At 39.0% G+C, this 21,515-nt stretch carries 21 protein-coding genes and 2 other annotated features (1 of these 23 running past the window's edge); all 21 genes read left to right on the forward strand.

Annotation, left to right across the window (positions count from 1 at the left end; translation table 11 throughout):
- Window positions 1–206 (forward strand) — a binding site (T-box leader) (it extends 18 nt beyond the left edge of the window).
- A gap of 57 nt (window positions 207–263) precedes the next feature.
- The 21 genes from cysE to tuf all read left to right on the forward strand — a co-directional run bounded on the left by cysE (window position 264) and on the right by tuf (window position 21,490).
- Window positions 264–935 (forward strand): serine O-acetyltransferase, encoded by a 672-nt coding sequence (gene cysE, locus RUH95_RS10740; protein ID WP_313892866.1) that lies wholly within the window; start codon window positions 264–266, stop codon window positions 933–935.
- Window positions 916–2,316, forward strand: coding sequence for a cysteine--tRNA ligase (gene cysS, locus RUH95_RS10745; protein WP_313892867.1), 1,401 nt, complete (start codon window positions 916–918; stop codon window positions 2,314–2,316). Before cysE ends, cysS begins: the two co-directional genes overlap by 20 nt.
- Window positions 2,317–2,320: 4 nt before the next feature.
- The gene (locus tag RUH95_RS10750) at window positions 2,321–2,743 is read left to right on the forward strand and encodes a Mini-ribonuclease 3 (protein WP_313892868.1); all 423 of its coding nucleotides are present in this window, start codon (window positions 2,321–2,323) and stop codon (window positions 2,741–2,743) included.
- Window positions 2,740–3,501, forward strand: coding sequence for a 23S rRNA (guanosine(2251)-2'-O)-methyltransferase RlmB (gene rlmB / locus RUH95_RS10755; protein WP_313892869.1), 762 nt, complete (start codon window positions 2,740–2,742; stop codon window positions 3,499–3,501). Before RUH95_RS10750 ends, rlmB begins: the two co-directional genes overlap by 4 nt.
- Window positions 3,502–3,505: 4 nt before the next feature.
- On the forward strand, window positions 3,506–4,015 hold the full coding sequence (locus RUH95_RS10760; RefSeq protein WP_313892870.1) for an NYN domain-containing protein: 510 nt from the start codon (window positions 3,506–3,508) through the stop codon (window positions 4,013–4,015).
- A gap of 70 nt (window positions 4,016–4,085) precedes the next feature.
- Window positions 4,086–4,730, forward strand: a complete 645-nt coding sequence (sigH, locus tag RUH95_RS10765; protein WP_313892871.1) for an RNA polymerase sporulation sigma factor SigH — start codon at window positions 4,086–4,088, stop codon at window positions 4,728–4,730.
- Window positions 4,731–4,806: 76 nt separating this feature from the next.
- Window positions 4,807–4,956 (forward strand): 50S ribosomal protein L33, encoded by a 150-nt coding sequence (rpmG, locus tag RUH95_RS10770; protein WP_313892872.1) that lies wholly within the window; start codon window positions 4,807–4,809, stop codon window positions 4,954–4,956.
- Between the two features lie 43 nt (window positions 4,957–4,999).
- Window positions 5,000–5,185 (forward strand): preprotein translocase subunit SecE, encoded by a 186-nt coding sequence (secE, locus tag RUH95_RS10775; RefSeq protein ID WP_313892873.1) that lies wholly within the window; start codon window positions 5,000–5,002, stop codon window positions 5,183–5,185.
- A 103-nt stretch (window positions 5,186–5,288) separates the two neighbouring features.
- The gene (nusG, locus tag RUH95_RS10780) at window positions 5,289–5,822 is read left to right on the forward strand and encodes a transcription termination/antitermination protein NusG (RefSeq protein WP_313892874.1); all 534 of its coding nucleotides are present in this window, start codon (window positions 5,289–5,291) and stop codon (window positions 5,820–5,822) included.
- Window positions 5,823–5,994: 172 nt separating this feature from the next.
- On the forward strand, window positions 5,995–6,420 hold the full coding sequence (gene rplK / locus RUH95_RS10785; protein ID WP_313892875.1) for a 50S ribosomal protein L11: 426 nt from the start codon (window positions 5,995–5,997) through the stop codon (window positions 6,418–6,420).
- A gap of 127 nt (window positions 6,421–6,547) precedes the next feature.
- Window positions 6,548–7,243 carry a 50S ribosomal protein L1 gene (gene rplA, locus RUH95_RS10790; protein WP_313892876.1) on the forward strand — a complete coding sequence of 232 codons (696 nt, stop codon included), beginning with the start codon at window positions 6,548–6,550 and terminating at the stop codon, window positions 7,241–7,243.
- A 54-nt stretch (window positions 7,244–7,297) separates the two neighbouring features.
- Window positions 7,298–7,441, forward strand: a sequence feature (ribosomal protein L10 leader region).
- Between the two features lie 30 nt (window positions 7,442–7,471).
- Window positions 7,472–7,972 (forward strand): 50S ribosomal protein L10, encoded by a 501-nt coding sequence (gene rplJ, locus RUH95_RS10795; protein ID WP_313892877.1) that lies wholly within the window; start codon window positions 7,472–7,474, stop codon window positions 7,970–7,972.
- Between the two features lie 69 nt (window positions 7,973–8,041).
- The gene (gene rplL, locus RUH95_RS10800; protein ID WP_090567761.1) at window positions 8,042–8,404 is read left to right on the forward strand and encodes a 50S ribosomal protein L7/L12; all 363 of its coding nucleotides are present in this window, start codon (window positions 8,042–8,044) and stop codon (window positions 8,402–8,404) included.
- A 76-nt stretch (window positions 8,405–8,480) separates the two neighbouring features.
- Entirely contained in the window at window positions 8,481–9,101 is a 621-nt protein-coding gene (locus RUH95_RS10805; protein WP_090567764.1) for a class I SAM-dependent methyltransferase, read from the forward strand.
- A gap of 211 nt (window positions 9,102–9,312) precedes the next feature.
- On the forward strand, window positions 9,313–12,867 hold the full coding sequence (rpoB, locus tag RUH95_RS10810; protein ID WP_313892878.1) for a DNA-directed RNA polymerase subunit beta: 3,555 nt from the start codon (window positions 9,313–9,315) through the stop codon (window positions 12,865–12,867).
- A gap of 160 nt (window positions 12,868–13,027) precedes the next feature.
- A complete protein-coding gene (gene rpoC, locus RUH95_RS10815) occupies window positions 13,028–16,630 on the forward strand; it encodes a DNA-directed RNA polymerase subunit beta' (RefSeq protein WP_313892879.1) in 3,603 nt (1,200 codons plus the stop codon).
- A gap of 134 nt (window positions 16,631–16,764) precedes the next feature.
- A complete protein-coding gene (locus RUH95_RS10820; protein WP_313892880.1) occupies window positions 16,765–17,013 on the forward strand; it encodes a ribosomal L7Ae/L30e/S12e/Gadd45 family protein in 249 nt (82 codons plus the stop codon).
- Window positions 17,014–17,111: 98 nt separating this feature from the next.
- Complete coding sequence (gene rpsL, locus RUH95_RS10825; protein ID WP_090567780.1) at window positions 17,112–17,531, forward strand: 30S ribosomal protein S12; 420 nt, start codon at window positions 17,112–17,114, stop codon at window positions 17,529–17,531.
- Window positions 17,532–17,572: 41 nt separating this feature from the next.
- Window positions 17,573–18,043 carry a 30S ribosomal protein S7 gene (rpsG, locus tag RUH95_RS10830; RefSeq protein ID WP_090567783.1) on the forward strand — a complete coding sequence of 157 codons (471 nt, stop codon included), beginning with the start codon at window positions 17,573–17,575 and terminating at the stop codon, window positions 18,041–18,043.
- 62 nt (window positions 18,044–18,105) lie between these two features.
- Window positions 18,106–20,184: an elongation factor G gene (gene fusA / locus RUH95_RS10835; RefSeq protein ID WP_313892881.1), complete on the forward strand. Its 2,079-nt coding sequence runs from the start codon at window positions 18,106–18,108 to the stop codon at window positions 20,182–20,184.
- A gap of 118 nt (window positions 20,185–20,302) precedes the next feature.
- A complete protein-coding gene (gene tuf / locus RUH95_RS10840; RefSeq protein ID WP_313892882.1) occupies window positions 20,303–21,490 on the forward strand; it encodes an elongation factor Tu in 1,188 nt (395 codons plus the stop codon).
- Window positions 21,491–21,515: the final 25 nt, after the last annotated feature.

Below are 21,515 nucleotides of genomic sequence, written 5' to 3' on the forward strand. Positions count from 1 at the left end.
ATAAGTAAGTAGCGCAAGTTCTTTAGAGAGGACCATCACCGGCTGAAAGTGGTCTGAACCAATGGAGTTACTGAAATGCACCTCTGAGTGCCATGCCGAAAAATGAGTAGGCTGGACGTATCATCTGCGTTAAAGATGCTAAGCGGAGAAGGTATTACATTGCCTTTTCAATCAGAGTGGAACCGCGCCTTCATAGCGTCTCTGTCTATTTTATATAGACAGGGGCGTTTTTTTTTATTTATTCGTAAAGGAGTGTATGGGGAATGTTTAGTCGGATGAAAGAAGACATAGCGGTTGTATTTGAGCAAGATCCCGCTGCAACGAGCAAGCTTGAAGTAGTGTTAACTTATGCAGGTTTACATGCTATTTGGAGTCATCGAGTGGCACATGCTTTTTATAAAAAAAAGCTATTCTTTTTAGCCAGAGTTATTTCGCAAGTGAGTAGATTTTTCACAGGAATTGAAATTCATCCGGGTGCAACTATTGGGCGACGTTTTTTCATAGACCATGGAATGGGTGTTGTAATCGGGGAAACATGTGAAATTGGGGATGACTGTACAATTTATCAAGGGGTAACGCTTGGTGGTACAGGAAAGCAAAAAGGAAAAAGACATCCTACGCTTGAAAATAATGTACTCGTTGCAACAGGAGCGAAAGTGTTAGGTTCTATAACAATCGGAGAAAATAGCAAGGTTGGAGCAGGTTCAGTTGTGTTGAAAGATGTTCCTACAGATTCAACAGTAGTTGGTATTCCGGGTGTAGTTGTTATTCAGGATGGAAAAAAGGTAAAGAGAAATTTAGACCATCAAGATTTGCCTGATCCATTTGCAGATAGATGCAAGCAAATGGAGATGGATATTATCGAATTAAACGAAGAAGTAAATAGACTAAAGAAAGAAAAGGAGAAAAAAAGCTATGTCGATTCAAATATTTAATACATTAAAACGCGAAAAAGAACTTTTTGTACCTTTGGAAGAAGGAAAGGTAAAAATGTATGTATGTGGACCAACTGTGTATAACTATATCCATATAGGAAATTCACGTCCTGTTATTGTGTACGACACGGTGCGAAAATATTTGCAATACCGAGGGTATGACGTGACTTTTGTTTCTAACTTTACTGACGTGGATGATAAAATTATTAAAGCTGCAAATGAGCTAGGTGAAGATGTATCTGAGTTAACAGAGCGTTTTATTAAAGCGTATTTTGCAGATGTGGAGGCGCTAGGTTGCAGTAGAGCGGACGCACATCCTCGTGTGACGGAACATATGGATGGGATTATTGAATTTATTGAGGCGTTAGAGAAAAAAGGCTACGCATATGAATCTCAAGGAGATGTGTATTACCGCACGCGGAAATTTGACGGCTACGGTAAACTATCGCATCAATCAGTGGATGATTTGAAAGTTGGAGCACGTGTTGAAGCTGGAGAAAAGAAAGAAGATGCACTAGATTTTGCTCTTTGGAAAGCTGCAAAACCAGGAGAAATTTTCTGGGAAAGCCCATGGGGGAACGGACGTCCTGGTTGGCATATTGAGTGTTCTGTAATGGCACGTGAAATACTTGGAGATACAATAGATATCCATGCTGGCGGGCAAGATTTAACATTCCCTCATCATGAAAATGAAATTGCTCAATCCGAAGCGATGACAGGGAAAACATTTGCAAGATATTGGATGCATAACGGCTATATTAATATTGATAATGAAAAAATGTCGAAATCACTAGGAAATTTTGTTTTAGTCAATGATATTCGCCAACAAATTGATCCGCAAATTTTACGCTTCTTTATGTTGGGTGTGCATTATCGTCATCCGATTAACTATTCAAGAGAATTAGTAGAGCAAGCAGAAGCTGGTCTAGAGCGTATTCGTACTGCTTATACGAATATATTGCACCGTTTAAATGCAACTGCAAATTTAGGTGACCACCATGATATTTGGTTACACAAAATCGAAGAAGTAAAAGAGCAGTTCATCATCGCAATGGATGATGATTTTAATACGGCAAACGGAATTGCGGCGATTTTTGAATTATCGAAGCTTGCAAATACGTACTTGCTGGAAAAACAAACTTCAGAGAAAGTATTGAAGCAATTTATCGCAGTGTTGGATGAACTAACTGCAGTTTTAGGGCTTTCATTGAAAAAAGAAGCAGAAGTATTAGACGAAGAAATTGATGCGCTAATTGCAGAACGTAATCAAGCGAGGGAAGATAGAAACTTTGCTCGTGCGGATGAAATAAGAGATCAATTGAAAGAGTTGAATATTATTTTAGAAGATACTGCTCAAGGTATTCGATGGAAAAGAGGATAAGTTAGTGGAGAAGTTTAAGCTATCAGATGTAAAACAACTTAATTCTCTTGCTCTTGCTTATATGGGAGATGCTGTATTCGAGCAAGTCGTTCGGGAGCATCTCATCCGTTCGGGGCGTGTAAAGCCGAATATTTTGCATAAAGAAGCGACAAAATATGTATCTGCAAAAGCGCAAGCAATGATTGTTCGAGGGTTTATAAATACGAACTTTTTAACAGAAGAAGAGCAAGCTGTACTAAGACGAGGCCGAAACGCGAAGTCTGGTACAGTTCCTAAAAATACAGACGTACAAACGTATCATTACAGTACGGCATTTGAAGCAGTTATTGGAAGCTTGTATTTGAGTGAGCAAAAGGAGCGTTTGCAGGAAGTACTTGATTTTGCTATTAACTACATCGATGAACAGAAAGGGGAGAATAAAAAATGACAGAACAAACAGAGCAAACAGGAGAAATTATTGCTGGCAAAAACCCGGTCGTAGAAGCGCTTCGTTCAGGTAGAGATATGAACAAGGTGTGGATTGCAGAAGGGGTGCAAAAAACTGGTATTTCAGAAATTATTCAGTTGGCAAAGGATGCAGGGATTATCGTGCAATTTGTCCCTAAAAAGAAGTTGGATGGTTTAACGGATGCTAATCACCAAGGGATTGTTGCTTCAGTAGCAGCTTATCGTTATGCAGAGCTAGATGATTTATTTGCTTTAGCAAAGAGTAAGCAAGAGGACCCTCTTTTCATTATTTTAGATGAAATTGAAGATCCGCATAATTTTGGGTCTATTATGCGTACAGCTGATGCTGTTGGGGCGCACGGTATCATTATTCCAAAGCGACGTGCAGTAGGATTGACGGCGGTAGTTGCAAAGGCTTCTACTGGTGCTATCGAGCATGTTCCGGTATATCGTGTAGGGAATTTAGCGCAAACTGTCGATGAGTTAAAAGCGCGTGGCGTTTGGATTGCTGGAACGGATGCAGCTAAGTCTACAGATTATCGAAATATGGACGCAACACTTCCGCTTGCACTTATTATTGGTAGCGAAGGAAAAGGAATGAGCCGTTTATTGAAAGAGAAGTGTGATTTTCTTTACCATTTGCCAATGGTCGGCCACGTTACTAGTTTAAATGCGTCTGTTGCAACGGCGATACTTTTATATGAAGTATTGCGCGTAAGACGTCCGCTTAAAGGATAAGTGCATGCAAATTTTATTGGTCGATGGTTATAACATCATTGGCGCATGGAATGAATTAAGGGTTTTAAAGAAAAGTAAATTATTAGATGCTAGAGACCGGCTGATAGAGTTGATGGCAGAATACAAAGCATTCACAGGTATGCGAGTCATTGTTGTTTTTGATGCGCATTTAGTTCCAGGAATAGAAAGTAAGAAGAAGCAATATGATGTAGAGATTATTTATACGAGAGAAAATGAAACGGCAGATGAACGAATAGAAAAACTTACGCAAGAACTAAGTGGTAGAAAAACTCAAATTCACGTAGCTACTTCAGATATGACAGAACAAAGAGTAGTTTTTGGACAAGGTGCTTTAAGAAAATCCGCAAGGGAATTTGAAATTGAAATGCTTTCTATTTCGACGGATATTACGAAGAAAGTCAAGCATATTCAGGAAGAGAGACCGAGTGCAAAGATTCCTTTGTCGGAAGAAGTTGCGGAAATTTTCGAAAAATGGCGACGTGGAATGAAATGATCCATTGACGCTGTAAAATTTCTTCCTGTATACTTGGGATAACTATTCGTAGAATGCCGAGGTGACTTCATTGGAAAAGACAGAACTAATTCTACAACAATTGGATAGTTTGCAAGATGAAGAACTTGTCGAGATGGTTCATCAAGGGAACACGGAAGCTTTAGATTTTTTAATAACAAAGTATCGCTCGTTTGTAAGAATGAAAGGTAGATCATACTTTTTAGTTGGAGCGGACAAAGAAGACATCCTTCAAGAAGGGATGATTGGGTTGTATAAAGCAATCCGGGATTTTCGAGAGGAAAAGCTAGCTTCGTTTCGAGCGTTTGCAGAGTTGTGTATTACTCGACAAATTATTACAGCGATTAAAACAGCCACACGTCAAAAGCATATACCTTTAAATTCATATGTGTCATTGGACAAGCCTATATATGATGAAGAATCGGATAGAACGCTTATGGATATGATCGCTGGCTCTGTTATCGATGATCCGGAAGAATTAATCATCAATCGTGAGGACTATGATTATATGGAAGGGAAAATGACGGAAATTTTAAGTGAGCTAGAGCAGCAAGTGTTAGCTTTATACTTAGATGGACAGTCGTATCAGGAAATTTCAGAGGAATTAAATCGACATGTAAAATCAATTGATAATGCACTTCAACGGGTAAAGCGCAAATTGGAGCGATATATGGAGATTGGTAGTAATTATGCATGAACACTGGGATTTTGTTGACACAGTTTATGTAAGGTGATAATCTTGAAAAAGACTTATACGCCAAAAAGGTGAGAAAATGACAAAGAAAATTGTCTTGAGTTGTGTGCAATGTGGTCACCGAAATTATACGGTTCCAGCATTAAAAGAGGGCGCTTCTATACGTATAGAACGAAAGAAATATTGTACGCATTGTAACGTACATACTCTCCATAAACAAACGTTGTGAGTATGTAGGTGAGATAGATTTTCCGTATGGAGGTTTAGCTAGAATGGCTAATGTTGGAGGATTTTTTAAAAATGTAATGTCAGAAATGCGAAAAGTAAGCTGGCCTAAGAAGAAAGAACTTACACGATATACAGTTATCGTACTGGCGACAGTTGTAGCAGCAGCTATATTCTTTGCTATAGTAGATTTAGGGATTTCAGAACTTTTCCGTTGGTACTTAGATTTATAAAGCGTAATAGGTAAATATTTTTTGAAAATAGCCCGTCTAAGTTAGCGAACGGGTTTTTTCATTTGTCTAAGAAAAGGAGGGAAGGACGAATTGTCCTCTAACTATGGAAAAAAATTGGTATGTCGTTCATACTTATTCAGGGTATGAAAATAAAGTAAAAGCAAACTTAGAAAAACGTGTTGAAACAATGGGTATGTCGGATAAAATTTTCCGTGTATTTATCCCTGAACAAGAAGAAACAGATTTTAAAGATGGTAAAAAACGTGTAGTTGTGAGAAAAACTTTCCCAGGGTACGTGTTTGTAGAACTAATCATGACAGATGATGCTTGGTATGTTGTTCGAAATACTCCAGGTGTAACTGGATTTCTTGGTTCATCAGGTGGAGGTACAAAACCAACGCCACTACCACCAGAAGAAGTTCAATCTATGTTGAAACAAATGGGCGCGACAGAACGTACAGTAGAAGTAGACTTCTCTGTTGGAGAGATGGTAGAAATTCTAGAAGGTCCGTTTGCTCACTTCCAAGGTAAAGTAGAAACAATTGATACTACTAAAGCGAAAGTAACTGTTTCTGTTGATATGTTTGGAAGAGAAACAAATATGGAGCTAGACTTTGACCAAGTGCATAAAATTTAATTTTTATATTACCACTTGCGAAAAAAACAAAAAAGTGATATCATTTCAAAGGTCAGACTAAAAAAAGTCTGCATTAATTTTTATAATGTTATCAGCGCAGAGCTGAGAGACAGATATTTGAGTGGGAGGGGCAACCCAATTACCACATCACGGACTTAAGGAGGTGTGTCTCGTGGCTAAAAAAGTGATTAAAGTTGTTAAATTACAAATTCCTGCTGGTAAAGCAAATCCAGCACCGCCGGTTGGTCCAGCATTGGGTCAAGCAGGTGTTAACATCATGGGATTCTGTAAGGAGTTCAACGCACGTACTGCTGATCAAGCAGGTCTAATCATTCCGGTTGAAATTTCTGTATTTGAAGATCGTTCTTTTACATTCATTACAAAAACTCCTCCGGCAGCAGTGTTACTTAAAGTAGCAGCTGGTATTAAATCTGGATCAGGTGAACCGAACCGCGTAAAAGTGGCAACGGTGAAACGTGAAACAGTTCGCGAAATTGCAGAACAAAAAATGCCAGATCTAAACGCAGCAACTGTTGAAGCAGCTATGTTAATGGTTGAAGGTACTGCACGTAGCATGGGTATTACGATCGAAGACTAATACTTAATGTGCATTTTGATATGATGCATTTGTTTTTTGGGAGGTTGTGGTTGTTCTTAGGATAACTACAACCTTTACGCGTGGGAGGTTTATTCCGCTAAAACCACTATCAAGGAGGATATTTCAAATGGCTAAAACAGGTAAAAAATTACAAGAAGCTTCAAAATTAATCGATGCTAACGTACTATATTCGGCTAAAGAAGCAATCGAGCTTGCGAAAAAAACAAGCACAGCAAACTTTGATGCAACTGTAGAAGTAGCATTCCGTTTAGGAATCGATACTCGTAAAAATGACCAACAAATCCGTGGGGCAGTTGTGCTTCCAAATGGAACTGGTAAAACTCAACGCGTATTAGTATTCGCTAAAGGTGAAAAACTTAAAGAAGCAGAAGCTGCTGGTGCAGACTATGCAGGTGATTCAGAATATATCACTAAAATCCAACAAGGGTGGTTTGACTTCGATGTAATCGTAGCTACTCCAGACATGATGGGTGAAGTTGGTAAAATCGGTCGTGTTCTTGGACCTAAAGGCTTAATGCCAAACCCGAAAACAGGTACTGTTACATTTGATGTAACGAAAGCAGTAGCAGAAATCAAAGCTGGTAAGGTAGAATACCGCGCTGATAAAACTGGTATTATTCATGCGCCTATCGGGAAAGTATCTTTCGAAGATGAAAAATTAGTAGAGAACTTCTTAGCTGTATTTGAAGTTGTTCAAAAAGCTAAACCAGCTTCTTCAAAAGGAACTTACATGAAGTCAGTAAACGTTACAACTACAATGGGTCCTGCTGTTAAAGTGGACGCTCAAAGTGTAAAAGCGTAACAATAAAATAAATTGTTGACAATTGAAGGTTTATTTGTTAAAATGACCTTTGTTGTTAAATATACATTTGTACCGAAGACAGTAGGAGTGATTTATCACTTAATTCCCTACCGAGGACAAGCAAAATCAGATTCTTATTAGATGATGACTTTCTGCCTCTGTGTCTACTCGTAGATCAGAGGCTTTCTTTTGTCGGTATAAATGGCCAATCTTATAGGAGGTGCCAAGATGAGCAATGCAATTGAAACAAAAAAAGTGCAAGTTCTAGAAATTGCAGAAAAGTTTAAAGCTGCTGCGTCTGTAGTAGTAGTTGACTACCGTGGTTTAAACGTTACGCAAGTAACTGAATTACGTAAACAACTTCGTGAAGCTGGTGTTGAGTTCAAAGTTTACAAAAACTCACTTACACGCCGTGCTACTGAAATTGCTGGAGTTGACGGGATCAATGAACATCTTATTGGTCCAAACGCAGTTGCATTTTCTAACGAAGATGTAGTTGCACCTGCAAAAATCATTAATGATTTTGCTAAAAAGCACGAACATTTAGAAATTAAAGCTGGAATCATCGAAGGAACTGTAGCATCTGCTGAAGATGTGAAAGCATTAGCAGAACTTCCATCACGCGAAGGACTACTTTCAATGCTTCTTTCAGTACTTCAAGCTCCAATGCGCAACTTTGCGCTTGCAACAAAAGCTGTTGCAGAACAAAAAGAAGAACAAGGCGCATAATTTATTACGCGGCTTAAACACAACTAAAAGGCTAATAGCCTAAATTATCCATAATAGGAGGAAAATATAATGAATAACGAACAAATCTTAGAAGCTATCAAATCAATGACAGTTCTTGAATTAAACGACTTAGTAAAAGCAATTGAAGAAGAATTCGGTGTTACTGCTGCTGCTCCAATGGCAATGGCTGCTGGTGGCGGAGCTGCTGCTGCTGAAGAAAAAACTGATTTTGACGTAATCCTTGCATCTGCTGGAGATCAAAAAATCAAAGTAATCAAAGTGGTTCGTGAAATCACTGGTCTTGGATTGAAAGAAGCTAAAGAATTAGTTGACAACGCTCCTAAAGCTCTTAAAGAAGGCGTTTCTAAAGACGAAGCAGAAGCTTTCAAAGCACAACTTGAAGAAGTTGGCGCAGGCGTAGAAGTTAAGTAATTTTGTACAATTCGAAGAAAAAAGCTCGTCTGTAAACGACGGGCTTTTCTTCGTATGTATTGCGGAGGGTGATTTGGTGTCTGATCATTATTACTCTAGGAAACCTCAAACGGAAAGTAAACCGCGTCATTGGAATTTTACGTTGCTCGGGCACAATTTCCGGTTTGAAACAGATGCAGGTGTATTTAGTAAGAGCGAAGTAGATTTTGGCTCCCGTGTATTAATCGATGCTTTTGAAGCGCCGGATCTAGAAGGTTCAATTTTAGATATAGGCTGTGGATATGGGCCGATAGGTCTTTCTATTGCAAAAGCAAATGAGAAAAGAACAGTTCATTTGGTAGATGTTAACACACGTGCAATCCAACTTGCAGAAAAAAATGCTGCTGCTAACGGGATACAAAATGTACGAATCTATGAAAGTGATGGATTGTCAGCGGTTGACACTGCGAACTTTGCGGCTATTATAACTAATCCACCGATTCGCGCTGGGAAAGAAACTATTTTTCGTTTCTATAATGAATCCTATGAAAAGTTAGTTTCAAAGGGAGAATTGTGGGTTGTGATTCAAAAGAAACAAGGGGCACCATCAACTTTTAGTTATTTAGAAGAGATTTTTGGTCAAGTTGATGTGGTAGATAAAGCTAGAGGTTATTGGATTATCAAAGCTACAAAGATTGACTTGACAAAATCGCTATGATATTATAATAAAATGCAAAAATATTATTTTGAGGACTTATGCCCTTTTGAATAAAGGCAACAAATAAGGGTATACTGGCCGAAAGAAAAGTTTGGTTAATCAAAAATGAGCTCTTATAATAGAACTCGTTTTCTTTTTGTCTTTTCGATATCATACACTAATTTGTTGATATGGGAAAGACCTATTATCGCTTTATTGAGGGGTGAATGAGTTGACAGGTCAACTAGTTCAGTACGGACAACACCGCCAACGCAGAAGCTTTGCGCGTATTAGTGAGGTGCTTGAACTTCCGAATTTAATCGAAATTCAAACAGTATCTTACGAATGGTTCCTGGAGGAAGGATTACGTGAAATGTTCCGAGACATTTCACCAATCGAGGACTTTACAGGCAATCTATCACTTGAATTTGTCGACTATAGTTTAAATGAACCGAAGTATTCGGTCGATGAATCAAAAGAACGTGACACAACTTACGCAGCACCACTACGCGTAAAAGTACGTCTCCACAACAAAGAAACGGCTGAAGTGAAAGAACAAGACGTCTTTATGGGTGATTTCCCACTAATGACGGAAACAGGTACTTTCGTTATCAATGGTGCTGAGCGCGTTATCGTATCTCAGTTAGTCCGTTCACCAAGTGTTTACTTCCATGACAAAACAGACAAAAACGGTAAAAAAGGTTTTGGAGCTACGGTAATTCCAAACCGCGGTGCTTGGCTAGAATATGAAATCGATGCAAAAGACGTAGTATACGTTCGTATCGACCGCACTCGTAAATTACCAGTTACTGTTTTACTTCGTGCATTAGGCTTTGGATCAGATCAAGAAATCATCGAACTAATCGGTGATAATGAATACCTACGTAATACGCTAGAAAAAGATAATACAGAAACTGCTGAAAAAGCGTTACTTGAAATCTACGAGCGTCTACGCCCAGGTGAACCACCAACAGTTGAAAGTGCGAAGAGCTTACTTTATTCTCGATTCTTCGATCCAAAACGCTATGATTTAGCGAATGTTGGTCGTTACAAAATGAACAAAAAATTGGATATTAAAAACCGTTTGTTTAACCAAACAGTAGCGGAAACGCTAATAGATCCAGAAACAGGTGAAATTTTAGTAGAAGCAGGTACACTTATTGATCGTCGAGTGCTTGATCGACTAATTCCACACTTGGAAAATGGTATTGGGTTTAAAACATTATCTCAAGTTGGTGGTGTTTTAGATGACAACGTTACTATTCAATCGATTAAAATTTTCGCTCCAAACAATGAAGAGCAAAAAGAAATTAATGTTATTAGTAATGCGTATGTAGAAACAGAAGTTAAAAACATTACGCCTGCTGATATTATTTCTTCTATCGGCTACTTCTTCAACCTACTATACAACGTTGGAAACACAGATGATATCGATCATCTAGGAAACCGTCGTTTACGTTCAGTAGGGGAATTATTACAAAATCAATTCCGTATAGGTCTTTCTCGTATGGAGCGTGTAGTTCGTGAGCGTATGTCTATTAACGACACACAAGCAATCGTTCCACAACAATTGATCAATATCCGTCCTGTAATTGCGTCTATTAAAGAATTCTTTGGTAGTTCTCAATTATCTCAGTTCATGGATCAAACAAACCCACTTGCTGAACTTACGCACAAACGTCGTTTGTCTGCACTTGGACCCGGTGGTTTAACACGTGAGCGTGCTGGATTTGAAGTACGTGACGTTCATTACTCACATTACGGTCGTATGTGTCCAATTGAAACACCTGAGGGACCAAATATTGGACTTATAAACTCACTATCTAGCTTTGCAAAAGTGAATAAATTTGGATTTATCGAAACTCCATACCGTCGTGTTGACCCTGAAACAGGTCTTGTTACTTCGCGTATCGACTACTTAACTGCTGATGAAGAGGATAATTATGTGGTAGCGCAAGCTAACTCTCCACTTTCAGATGAAGGTGAATTCTTAAAAGAAGAAGTTGTTGGTCGTTTCCGTGGAGATAACACTGTATTTAGAAAAGATCAAATTGACTATATGGACGTTTCACCGAAACAAGTAGTATCTGCGGCAACAGCATGTATCCCGTTCTTAGAAAACGATGACTCTAACCGTGCCCTAATGGGAGCGAACATGCAACGTCAAGCTGTTCCTTTACTAAATCCAGAAGCTCCTTTCGTAGGAACTGGAATGGAACATGTAAATGCACGTGATTCTGGTGCTGCTGTTATCGCTAAGTACTCTGGTAGAGTTGAACATGTTGAAGCAAAACAAATTCGTGTACGTCGTATTGAAAAAGTCGACGGAAAAGATATTGAAGGCGATTTAACATCATACAAAATTTCGAAATTTGTTCGTTCAAACCATGGTACATCTATTAACCAACGTCCAATTGTTAAAGTTGGCGATTATGTTGAACCTCTTGATATTCTTGCAGATGGTCCTTCTATGGAACAAGGTGAATTAGCGTTAGGTCGTAACGTATTAGTAGCCTTCATGACATGGGACGGATATAACTACGAGGATGCTGTAATCATGAGTGAGCGTCTAGTGAAAGATGATGTGTATACTTCAGTTCATATTGAAGAATACGAATCAGAATCACGTGATACGAAGCTTGGACCGGAAGAAATTACGCGTGACATTCCAAACGTCGGAGAAGATGCATTACGCAACTTAGATGATCGTGGAATTATCCGTATAGGTGCAGAAGTTAGAGACGGTGATATTTTAGTTGGTAAAGTAACACCAAAAGGAGTTACTGAGTTAACTGCTGAAGAACGTCTACTTCATGCGATTTTCGGTGAAAAAGCTCGTGAAGTTCGCGATACATCACTACGTGTACCTCATGGTGCTGGTGGTATTGTATTAGATGTTAAAGTATTTAATCGTGAAGATGGCGATGAATTATCTCCAGGCGTTAACCAATTAGTTCGTGCTTATATCGTTCAAAAACGTAAAATCTCCGTTGGGGATAAAATGGCCGGACGACATGGTAACAAAGGGGTAATCTCGCGTATCCTTCCAGAAGAAGATATGCCATTCCTTCCAGATGGAACGCCAGTAGATATCATGTTAAATCCACTAGGTGTACCTTCTCGTATGAATATTGGGCAAGTATTGGAGCTGCACTTAGGTATGGCTGCAAAATTGTTAGGTGTTCATATGGCATCACCAGTATTTGATGGTGCAAATGAAGAAGACGTTTGGTCTACAATGGAAGAAGCAGGTCTAGACCGTGATGGGAAAACTACTCTATACGACGGACGCTCAGGTGAACCATTTGATAACCGAGTTTCTGTTGGTGTTATGTATATGATTAAACTTGCCCACATGGTAGATGATAAGTTACATGCAAGGTCTACTGGACCGTATTCACTAGTTACGCAACAACCTCTTGGAGGTAAAGCGCAGTTTGGCGGACAACGTTTTGGAGAGATGGAAGTATGGGCACTTGAAGCTTATGGTGCAGCTTATACATTACAAGAAATTTTAACAGTTAAATCCGATGACGTTGTTGGACGTGTGAAAACATATGAAGCAATTGTTAAAGGAGAAAGCGTACCAGAACCAGGTGTTCCAGAATCATTCAAAGTATTGATCAAGGAACTACAAAGTTTAGGTATGGACGTTAAAATGTTAACAATCGACGAAGAAGAAATTGAGCTTCGTGATTTAGATGAAGATGATGATATTCCTGCAGCTGACGCACTTGGTATTTTACCAATCACAGCGGAGGAAGAACCAGTTGGAACAGTTGAATAAAGAATAGCGAAAGGTACCGAGAGGGTCCTAAGCAAATTCTAGATTAAACAATAAGAATCGGACAGGTGATGCCTGTCCGTATTTCCGTATAAAATTGCATAATGCAGAGCTACTTGGAAAAGTCTTTTAAAAGACACAAGACTAAAGGGAGGTAGGCTCCTTGATAGACGTTAATAATTTTGAGTATATGAAAATTGGTTTAGCTTCACCTGATAAAATCCGTTCATGGTCTTATGGGGAAGTTAAAAAACCTGAAACAATTAATTATCGTACATTAAAACCTGAAAAAGATGGTTTATTCTGTGAACGTATTTTTGGTCCTACAAAGGATTGGGAATGTCATTGCGGTAAATATAAACGCGTTCGTTATAAAGGTGTTGTATGTGATCGTTGTGGAGTAGAAGTAACACGTGCAAAAGTACGTCGTGAACGAATGGGTCACATCGAACTTGCAGCTCCGGTATCGCATATTTGGTATTTTAAAGGTATCCCAAGTCGTATGGGTCTGATTTTGGATATGTCTCCAAGATCACTAGAAGAAGTAATTTACTTTGCTTCTTATGTAGTAATAGAGCCAGCAGACACACCTCTTGAAAAGAAGCAATTGCTTTCTGAAAAAGAATACCGTGCTTATCGTGATAAGTTTGGAACTAAATTCCAGGCTGCGATGGGTGCCGAAGCTATCAAACGTTTACTTTCAGAAATTGATTTAGAAAGTGAAACAGAACAATTAAAAGAAGAGTTGAAAACAGCTCAAGGGCAACGTCGTACACGTGCTATTAAACGTTTAGAAGTCGTAGAATCTTTCCGTAATTCAGGGAACAGACCTGATTGGATGATTTTAGATGTTCTACCGGTAATTCCTCCAGAATTACGTCCGATGGTTCAGTTGGACGGTGGACGTTTTGCTACATCTGATCTAAATGATTTATATCGTCGTGTTATTAATCGTAACAATCGTTTAAAACGTCTATTGGATCTTGGTGCTCCTAGTATCATCGTTCAAAATGAAAAACGTATGCTTCAAGAAGCTGTTGATGCTTTGATTGATAACGGTCGTCGTGGTCGTCCGGTAACCGGTCCGGGTAACCGTCCGTTGAAATCACTTTCACATATGTTAAAAGGGAAGCAAGGTCGTTTCCGTCAAAATCTACTTGGTAAACGTGTCGACTACTCTGGTCGTTCCGTTATCGTAGTAGGACCAAACTTGAAAATGTATCAATGTGGACTTCCAAAAGAAATGGCAATTGAACTATTTAAACCATTTGTTATGAAGGAACTTGTTGAACGTGGTTTAGCCCACAACATTAAGAGTGCAAAACGTAAAATTGAGCGTATGCATGCTGAAGTATGGGATGTATTAGAAGATGTAATTAGAGAGCATCCGGTTTTACTTAACCGTGCCCCTACTCTTCACCGTCTTGGTATCCAAGCATTCGAACCAACATTAGTAGAAGGTCGCGCAATTCGCCTTCACCCTCTAGTATGTACAGCATATAATGCTGACTTTGATGGTGACCAAATGGCTGTTCACGTTCCTTTATCAGCAGAAGCACAAGCGGAAGCTCGTTTACTAATGCTTGCAGCACAAAACATTTTGAACCCGAAAGATGGAAAACCAGTAGTTACACCATCTCAAGATATGGTTTTAGGAAACTATTACTTAACACTTGAGCGTAAAGGTGCAACAGGAGAAGGTACAACATTCTACGGTCCAAACGAAGTGCTAATTGCATACAATAATGGTCATGTACATTTACATTCACGTATTGCAATTTCTGCAGCATCACTTAATAACCAAACATTTACGGAAGAACAAAACAAGATGTTATTGTTAACTACTGTTGGTAAAGTCATTTTCAATGAAATACTTCCAGAAACGTTCCCGTATATTAATGAACCAACAGACTTCAATTTACAAGTTGAAACTCCAGAAAGTTATTTTGTAGCTACAACTACAGATGTGAAGAAACATATTGACTCTATGGATCTTGTACAACCGTTCAAGAAAAAAATCCTTGGAGAGATCATTGCAGAAGTATTTAAGAATTTCCATATTACTGAAACGTCTAAAATGCTTGACCGTATGAAAGCCCTAGGATTTAAATATTCTACTAAAGCAGGTATTACAATAGGTATTTCAGATATCGTAGTACTTCCTGACAAAGGCGAGATTCTAGAAGAAGCACAAGGTAAAGTAGATAAAGTTTTAAAACAATTCCGCCGTGGTTTAATTACGGAAGAAGAGCGCTATGCAAGCGTAATCGGACATTGGAGTAAAGCAAAAGAAGTAATTCAAGAGAAACTGATGAAAACTCTTGATAACATGAACCCGATCTTCATGATGAGTGACTCTGGTGCCCGTGGTAATGCATCCAACTTTACTCAACTTGCAGGTATGCGTGGACTTATGGCCAATCCGGCTGGTCGAATTATTGAACTTCCGATTAAGTCATCGTTCCGTGAAGGGTTAACTGTTCTTGAGTACTTCATTTCAACACATGGTGCTCGTAAAGGTCTTGCCGATACTGCACTTAAAACAGCCGATTCAGGATACTTAACTCGTCGTCTAGTAGATGTAGCACAAGACGTTATTGTTCGTGAAGAGGATTGTGGAACAGACCGTGGATTACTAATTGGTTCTCTTATGGAAGGTACGGAAGTAATTGAAGAGTTTGGTGAGCGTATTGTTGGTCGCCATACGAAGAAAACAATTTTCCATCCAACTACAAATGATGTCATTTTAGAAAAAGACGGACTAATTACACAAGATGTAGCTCGTGTTATTGAAGATGCTGGTATTGAAGAGTTAACGATTCGTTCAGCATTTACTTGTAATACAAGACACGGTGTATGTAAGAAATGTTACGGCTTAAACTTAGCTACTGGCGATACTGTTGAGGTTGGAGAAGCAGTAGGTATTATTGCAGCTCAATCTATCGGTGAACCGGGTACGCAGTTAACGATGCGTACATTCCATACAGGTGGGGTTGCTGGAGACGATATTACACAAGGTCTTCCGCGTATCCAAGAAATTTTCGAAGCACGTAATCCAAAAGGGCAAGCTGCTATTTCAGAAATTGCAGGTACTGTAACTGAAATTGAAGAAATTAGAGAAGGCCAAAAAGAAATTACAATTCAAGGTGCAGTAGAAACACGTAAGTATTTGCCACCATATAATGCACGTTTAAAAGTTCAACTAAACGATGTGATTCAACGTGGACAGGTATTAACGGAAGGTTCTGTAGATCCAAAAGAATTGTTAAGAGTAAAAGATGTATCAACTGTTCAAGTGTACTTATTGAAAGAAGTACAAAAAGTTTATCGTATGCAAGGGGTAGAAATTGGTGATAAACACATCGAAGTAATGGTTCGCCAAATGCTTCGTAAAATTCGTGTTATTGAAGCTGGTGAAACGGATTTACTTCCAGGATCACTGCTTGATATTCATCAATTTGCTGAAGCGAATAGAGATGCGGTTCTACAAGGTAAGATACCGGCAACTTGTCGCCCAGTAATTCTTGGTATTACAAAAGCTTCACTTGAAACAGAATCATTCTTATCTGCGGCTTCATTCCAAGAAACAACTCGTGTCTTGACGGATGCAGCAATTAAAGGAAAACGCGATGAATTATTAGGATTGAAAGAAAACGTAATTATCGGTAAACTAGTTCCAGCTGGTACAGGTATGCAACGTTATCGCCAAATCCGCATTACTGATAATGAAGCAGATAAAGGAAAAGAAGTAGTAAGCGCCGAATAAAAAATTGAATAATAGGGAGAAGTTAAAAAATGTCTCCCTATTATTTTTATGATTTATATTGACAGCTATTTCAATGAGTGATAACATATTTAAGGTTGATAGTTATCTGACTTGTAGCTTTGGAGGATATGAAAATGTCTTATGAAAAAGTAAAACAAGCGCAAAAAACAATCATAGGTACAAAGCAAGCAGTAAAAGCGATGAAAATAGGGCTTGTCAAAGAAGTTTATATTGCACTTGACGTAGATGAAAAAATCATTGAACTAGCACGACTAACAGCACAAGAAAACAATGTTCTTATTCATTATGTTGAGTCTAAAATAGATCTTGGTAAAGCTTGTGGATTGCGCTTAGGCGCGTCGGTAGTAGCTATTACTGTGTAACCGTTTTTGTGAGAATCACAAAAACTTTGTTTTTACCCAAAAAATGAACCACCTGGATGTGTGGTATTAAAAAGATCAAATGAAGGGAGGAATAATCGATGCCTACAATTAACCAATTGGTACGTAAGCCTCGTCAATCCAAAAGCACGAAATCAAAGTCTCCAGCACTAGGAAAAGGTTATAACAGCTTCAAAAAGGCTGGTACTAATCTTAACTCTCCACAAAAACGTGGGGTTTGTACTCGTGTTGGTACTATGACGCCGAAAAAACCTAACTCAGCACTTCGTAAATATGCGCGTGTACGTTTAACAAATACGTTAGAGGTTACTGCTTATATTCCAGGAGAAGGACACAACCTACAAGAACATAGTGTTGTACTTATCCGCGGAGGAAAAGTAAAAGATTTACCAGGGGTACGTTATCATATCGTACGTGGTGCTCTTGATACAGCTGGTGTTACTGGTCGTATGCAAAGTCGTTCTCTTTACGGTGCAAAACGCCCTAAAGAAAAGAAATAATTTAATTAATAATTTGACATTCGTCGAAAGGAGGAAAACACATGCCTCGTAAAGGTCCTGTTTCCAAACGTGACGTGTTACCAGATCCAATTTATAATTCAAAACTAGTAACTCGTTTAATCAATAAAATGATGGTTGACGGTAAAAGAGGTACTTCTCAAAAAATTCTATACGGAGCGTTCGAACTTGTTAAAGAACGTTCAGGTAAAGATGCATTAGAAGTATTTGAAGCTGCTCTAAATAATGTAATGCCAGTTCTAGAAGTACGTGCTCGTCGTGTTGGTGGTGCAAACTATCAAGTACCGGTTGAAGTACGTCCTGACCGTCGTTCAACACTAGGTCTTCGTTACTTAGTAAACTATTCACGTCTTCGTGGAGAAAAAACGATGGAAGAACGTTTAGCTAACGAAATTCTTGATGCATCTAACAACACTGGTGCTTCAGTTAAAAAACGTGAAGATATGCATAAAATGGCAGAAGCTAATAAAGCATTCGCTCACTATCGTTGGTAAGCTATTCTTTAAAATCAATCTAAAATCATACTCTAATCCGAATATGGAAGGAGAAATACAATATGGCTAGAGAGTTCTCCTTAGACAAAACACGTAATATCGGTATCATGGCTCACATCGATGCTGGTAAAACGACTACTACGGAGCGTATTCTTTATTACACTGGTAAAATCCACAAAATCGGGGAAACTCATGAAGGTGCATCACAGATGGACTGGATGGAGCAAGAACAAGAACGTGGGATCACTATTACTTCAGCTGCAACAACAGCTGCATGGGATAATCACCGTGTAAATATCATCGATACACCTGGACACGTAGACTTCACTGTTGAAGTTGAACGTTCACTACGTGTACTTGATGGTGCGGTTACAGTACTAGATGCTCAATCTGGTGTTGAACCACAAACTGAAACAGTATGGCGTCAAGCTACAACTTATGGCGTACCACGTATTGTTTTCATTAACAAAATGGATAAAACGGGTGCAGATTTCTTATATTCTGTAGGAACTCTACACGATCGCTTACAAGCTAACGCTCATCCAATTCAATTACCAATCGGTGCAGAAGATGAATTCTCTGGAATTATCGACTTAGTAACGATGAAAGCAACTGTGTACGGTAATGACTTAGGAACAGACATTCAAGAAGTGGAAATTCCTGAAGAATACATGGCACAAGCTGAAGAATATCGTGAAAAGCTAGTTGAAGCTGTAGCTGAACTTGATGAAGATTTAATGGAAAAATATCTTGGTGGAGAAGAAATTACGAACGAAGAATTAGTTAACGGTATCCGTAAAGGTACTTTAAACGTAGAATTCTATCCAGTAGTATGTGGTACTGCATTTAAAAACAAAGGTGTTCAAAAAGTTCTTGACGCAGTTGTTGCATACCTACCATCACCACTTGATATTCCTGCAATGAAAGGAATCGATCCTAATTCTGATGATGAAATTGAACGTCATTCTGACGATTCAGAACCATTCTCTGCATTAGCATTTAAAGTTATGACTGACCCTTACGTTGGTAAATTAACATTCTTCCGTGTATATTCTGGTACATTACAAGCTGGTTCGTACGTTCAAAACTCAACTAAAGGTAAGCGTGAGCGCGTAGGACGTATCCTACAAATGCATGCTAACTCTCGTGAAGAAATCTCACAAGTTTACGCTGGAGATATTGCTGCAGCTGTAGGCTTGAAAGATACAACAACTGGAGATACTTTGTGTGATGAAAAAGCTCTAGTAATTCTAGAGTCTATGGAATTCCCAGAACCAGTTATTTCTTTATCAGTTGAACCAAAATCTAAAGCTGACCAAGATAAAATGGGTGCTGCTCTTGTAAAATTAGCAGAAGAAGATCCAACATTCCGCGTTCATACAGACCAAGAAACTGGTCAAGTTATTATCGCAGGTATGGGTGAACTTCACCTTGATATCTTAGTTGACCGTATGCGTCGTGAATTTAAAGTAGAAGCTAACGTAGGTGCTCCTCAAGTATCTTATCGTGAAACTTTCCGCTCTTCAGCAAAAGTTGAAGGTAAATTCGTACGTCAATCTGGTGGACGTGGTCAATTCGGACACGTTTGGATTGAATTCTCTCCAAACGAAGAAGGAAAAGGCTTTGAATTTGAAAACGCAGTAGTCGGTGGGGTAGTTCCACGCGAATACATTCCAGCTGTTGAAGCGGGTCTTCGTGACTCTCTAAACAATGGTGTACTTGCTGGTTATCCATTAATCGATATTAAAGCTAAATTATTCGACGGATCATATCATGATGTTGACTCGAATGAGATGGCATTTAAAATCGCTGCATCTATGGCATTGAAAAATGCTGTATCTAAAGTAAATCCGGTAATCCTTGAACCACTTATGAAAGTGGAAGTTGTTATTCCTGAAGAATATTTAGGAGACATCATGGGAGATATCACATCTCGTCGTGGACGCGTTGAAGGTATGGATGCACGTGGTAATGCACAAGTAGTTCGTGCAATGGTTCCACTTGCTGAAATGTTCGGATATGCAACGTCTTTACGTTCTAACACACAAGGACGTGGAGTATTCTCAATGACGTTTGACCACTACGAAGATGTTCCAAAATCAATTTCTGAAGAAATTATCAAAAAAAATAAAGGTGAGTAATTGAAATTTCACCTTATTTCAAGTATAACTAACTTATAGTGCATAAGAGATAAGGGGACGTACGCCCCTTATTCTCTTATCATAAAAAAACATACAATTACTGAGGAGGCAATCTCTAATGGCTAAAGCTAAATTTGACCGTTCAAAAACACATGCTAATATTGGTACAATCGGACACGTTGACCATGGTAAAACAACTCTAACTGCTGCAATCGCAACAGTTCTTGCAAAAAAAATGGGTGGAGAAGCAAAATCTTACGCTCAAATCGATAACGCTCCTGAAGAAAAAGAGCGCGGTATCACAATCAATACTTCACACGTTGAGTATGAAACTGAAACTCGTCACTACGCACACGTAGACTGCCCAGGACATGCTGACTATGTTAAAAACATGATCACAGGTGCAGCTCAAATGGACGGCGGAATCCTAGTAGTATCTGCTGCTGATGGTCCAATGCCACAAACTCGTGAGCACATTCTTCTTTCTCGTCAAGTAGGTGTTCCATACCTTGTTGTATTCATGAACAAATGTGACATGGTAGATGACGAAGAACTTCTTGAATTAGTTGAAATGGAAATTCGTGACCTTCTTTCTGAATACGAATTCCCAGGCGACGACATTCCAGTAATCAAAGGTTCTGCTCTTAAAGCTCTTGAAGGACAACCAGAGTGGGAAGAAAAAGTTCTTGAATTAATGGACGCTGTTGATAGCTATATCCCAACTCCAGAACGTCAAACTGACAAACCATTCATGATGCCAATCGAGGATGTATTCTCAATCACTGGTCGTGGTACTGTAGCTACAGGTCGTGTTGAGCGTGGAGTAGTTAAAGTTGGAGACGTTGTAGACATCATCGGTATCGTTGAAGAAGCAAAATCAACAACTGTAACAGGTGTTGAAATGTTCCGTAAACTTCTTGACTATGCAGAAGCTGGAGATAACATTGGTGCACTTCTTCGTGGGGTTGCTCGTGAAGAAATCCAACGTGGTCAAGTTTTAGCTAAACCAGGTACAATTACACCACACACAGACTTCAAAGCTGAAGTTTATGTTCTTTCTAAAGAAGAGGGTGGACGTCATACTCCATTCTTCACAAACTACCGTCCACAGTTCTACTTCCGTACAACTGACGTAACTGGAGTTTGTAACTTACCTGAAGGCGTAGAAATGGTTATGCCTGGAGATAACATCGAAATGATCGTTTCTCTAATCTCACCAATCGCTCTTGAAGAAGGTACTAAGTTCTCTATCCGTGAGGGTGGACGTACTGTAGGTGCTGGAGTAGTAGCAACTATTACTAAATAATTTTATACAATAGATTTGAAGCCCA

Origin of the sequence: Psychrobacillus sp. (assembly GCF_032154225.1) — a bacterium.
GTDB lineage: Bacteria > Bacillota > Bacilli > Bacillales_A > Planococcaceae > Psychrobacillus.

Bases quoted from the DNA above. Each gene is read 5' to 3' on its own strand.
- rplA (WP_313892876.1), top strand. From the start codon at position 6,548: ATGGCTAAAACAGGTAAAAAATTACAAGAAGCTTCAAAATTAATCGAT.
- rplJ (WP_313892877.1), top strand. From the start codon at position 7,472: ATGAGCAATGCAATTGAAACAAAAAAAGTGCAAGTTCTAGAAATTGCA.
- nusG (WP_313892874.1), top strand. From the start codon at position 5,289: ATGGAAAAAAATTGGTATGTCGTTCATACTTATTCAGGGTATGAAAAT.
- fusA (WP_313892881.1), top strand. From the start codon at position 18,106: ATGGCTAGAGAGTTCTCCTTAGACAAAACACGTAATATCGGTATCATG.
- rplL (WP_090567761.1), top strand. From the start codon at position 8,042: ATGAATAACGAACAAATCTTAGAAGCTATCAAATCAATGACAGTTCTT.
- RUH95_RS10820 (WP_313892880.1), top strand. From the start codon at position 16,765: ATGTCTTATGAAAAAGTAAAACAAGCGCAAAAAACAATCATAGGTACA.
- rpsG (WP_090567783.1), top strand. From the start codon at position 17,573: ATGCCTCGTAAAGGTCCTGTTTCCAAACGTGACGTGTTACCAGATCCA.
- RUH95_RS10760 (WP_313892870.1), top strand. From the start codon at position 3,506: ATGCAAATTTTATTGGTCGATGGTTATAACATCATTGGCGCATGGAAT.
- rlmB (WP_313892869.1), top strand. From the start codon at position 2,740: ATGACAGAACAAACAGAGCAAACAGGAGAAATTATTGCTGGCAAAAAC.
- cysS (WP_313892867.1), top strand. From the start codon at position 916: ATGTCGATTCAAATATTTAATACATTAAAACGCGAAAAAGAACTTTTT.
- cysE (WP_313892866.1), top strand. From the start codon at position 264: ATGTTTAGTCGGATGAAAGAAGACATAGCGGTTGTATTTGAGCAAGAT.
- rpsL (WP_090567780.1), top strand. From the start codon at position 17,112: ATGCCTACAATTAACCAATTGGTACGTAAGCCTCGTCAATCCAAAAGC.
- secE (WP_313892873.1), top strand. From the start codon at position 5,000: ATGGCTAATGTTGGAGGATTTTTTAAAAATGTAATGTCAGAAATGCGA.
- rpmG (WP_313892872.1), top strand. From the start codon at position 4,807: ATGACAAAGAAAATTGTCTTGAGTTGTGTGCAATGTGGTCACCGAAAT.
- tuf (WP_313892882.1), top strand. From the start codon at position 20,303: ATGGCTAAAGCTAAATTTGACCGTTCAAAAACACATGCTAATATTGGT.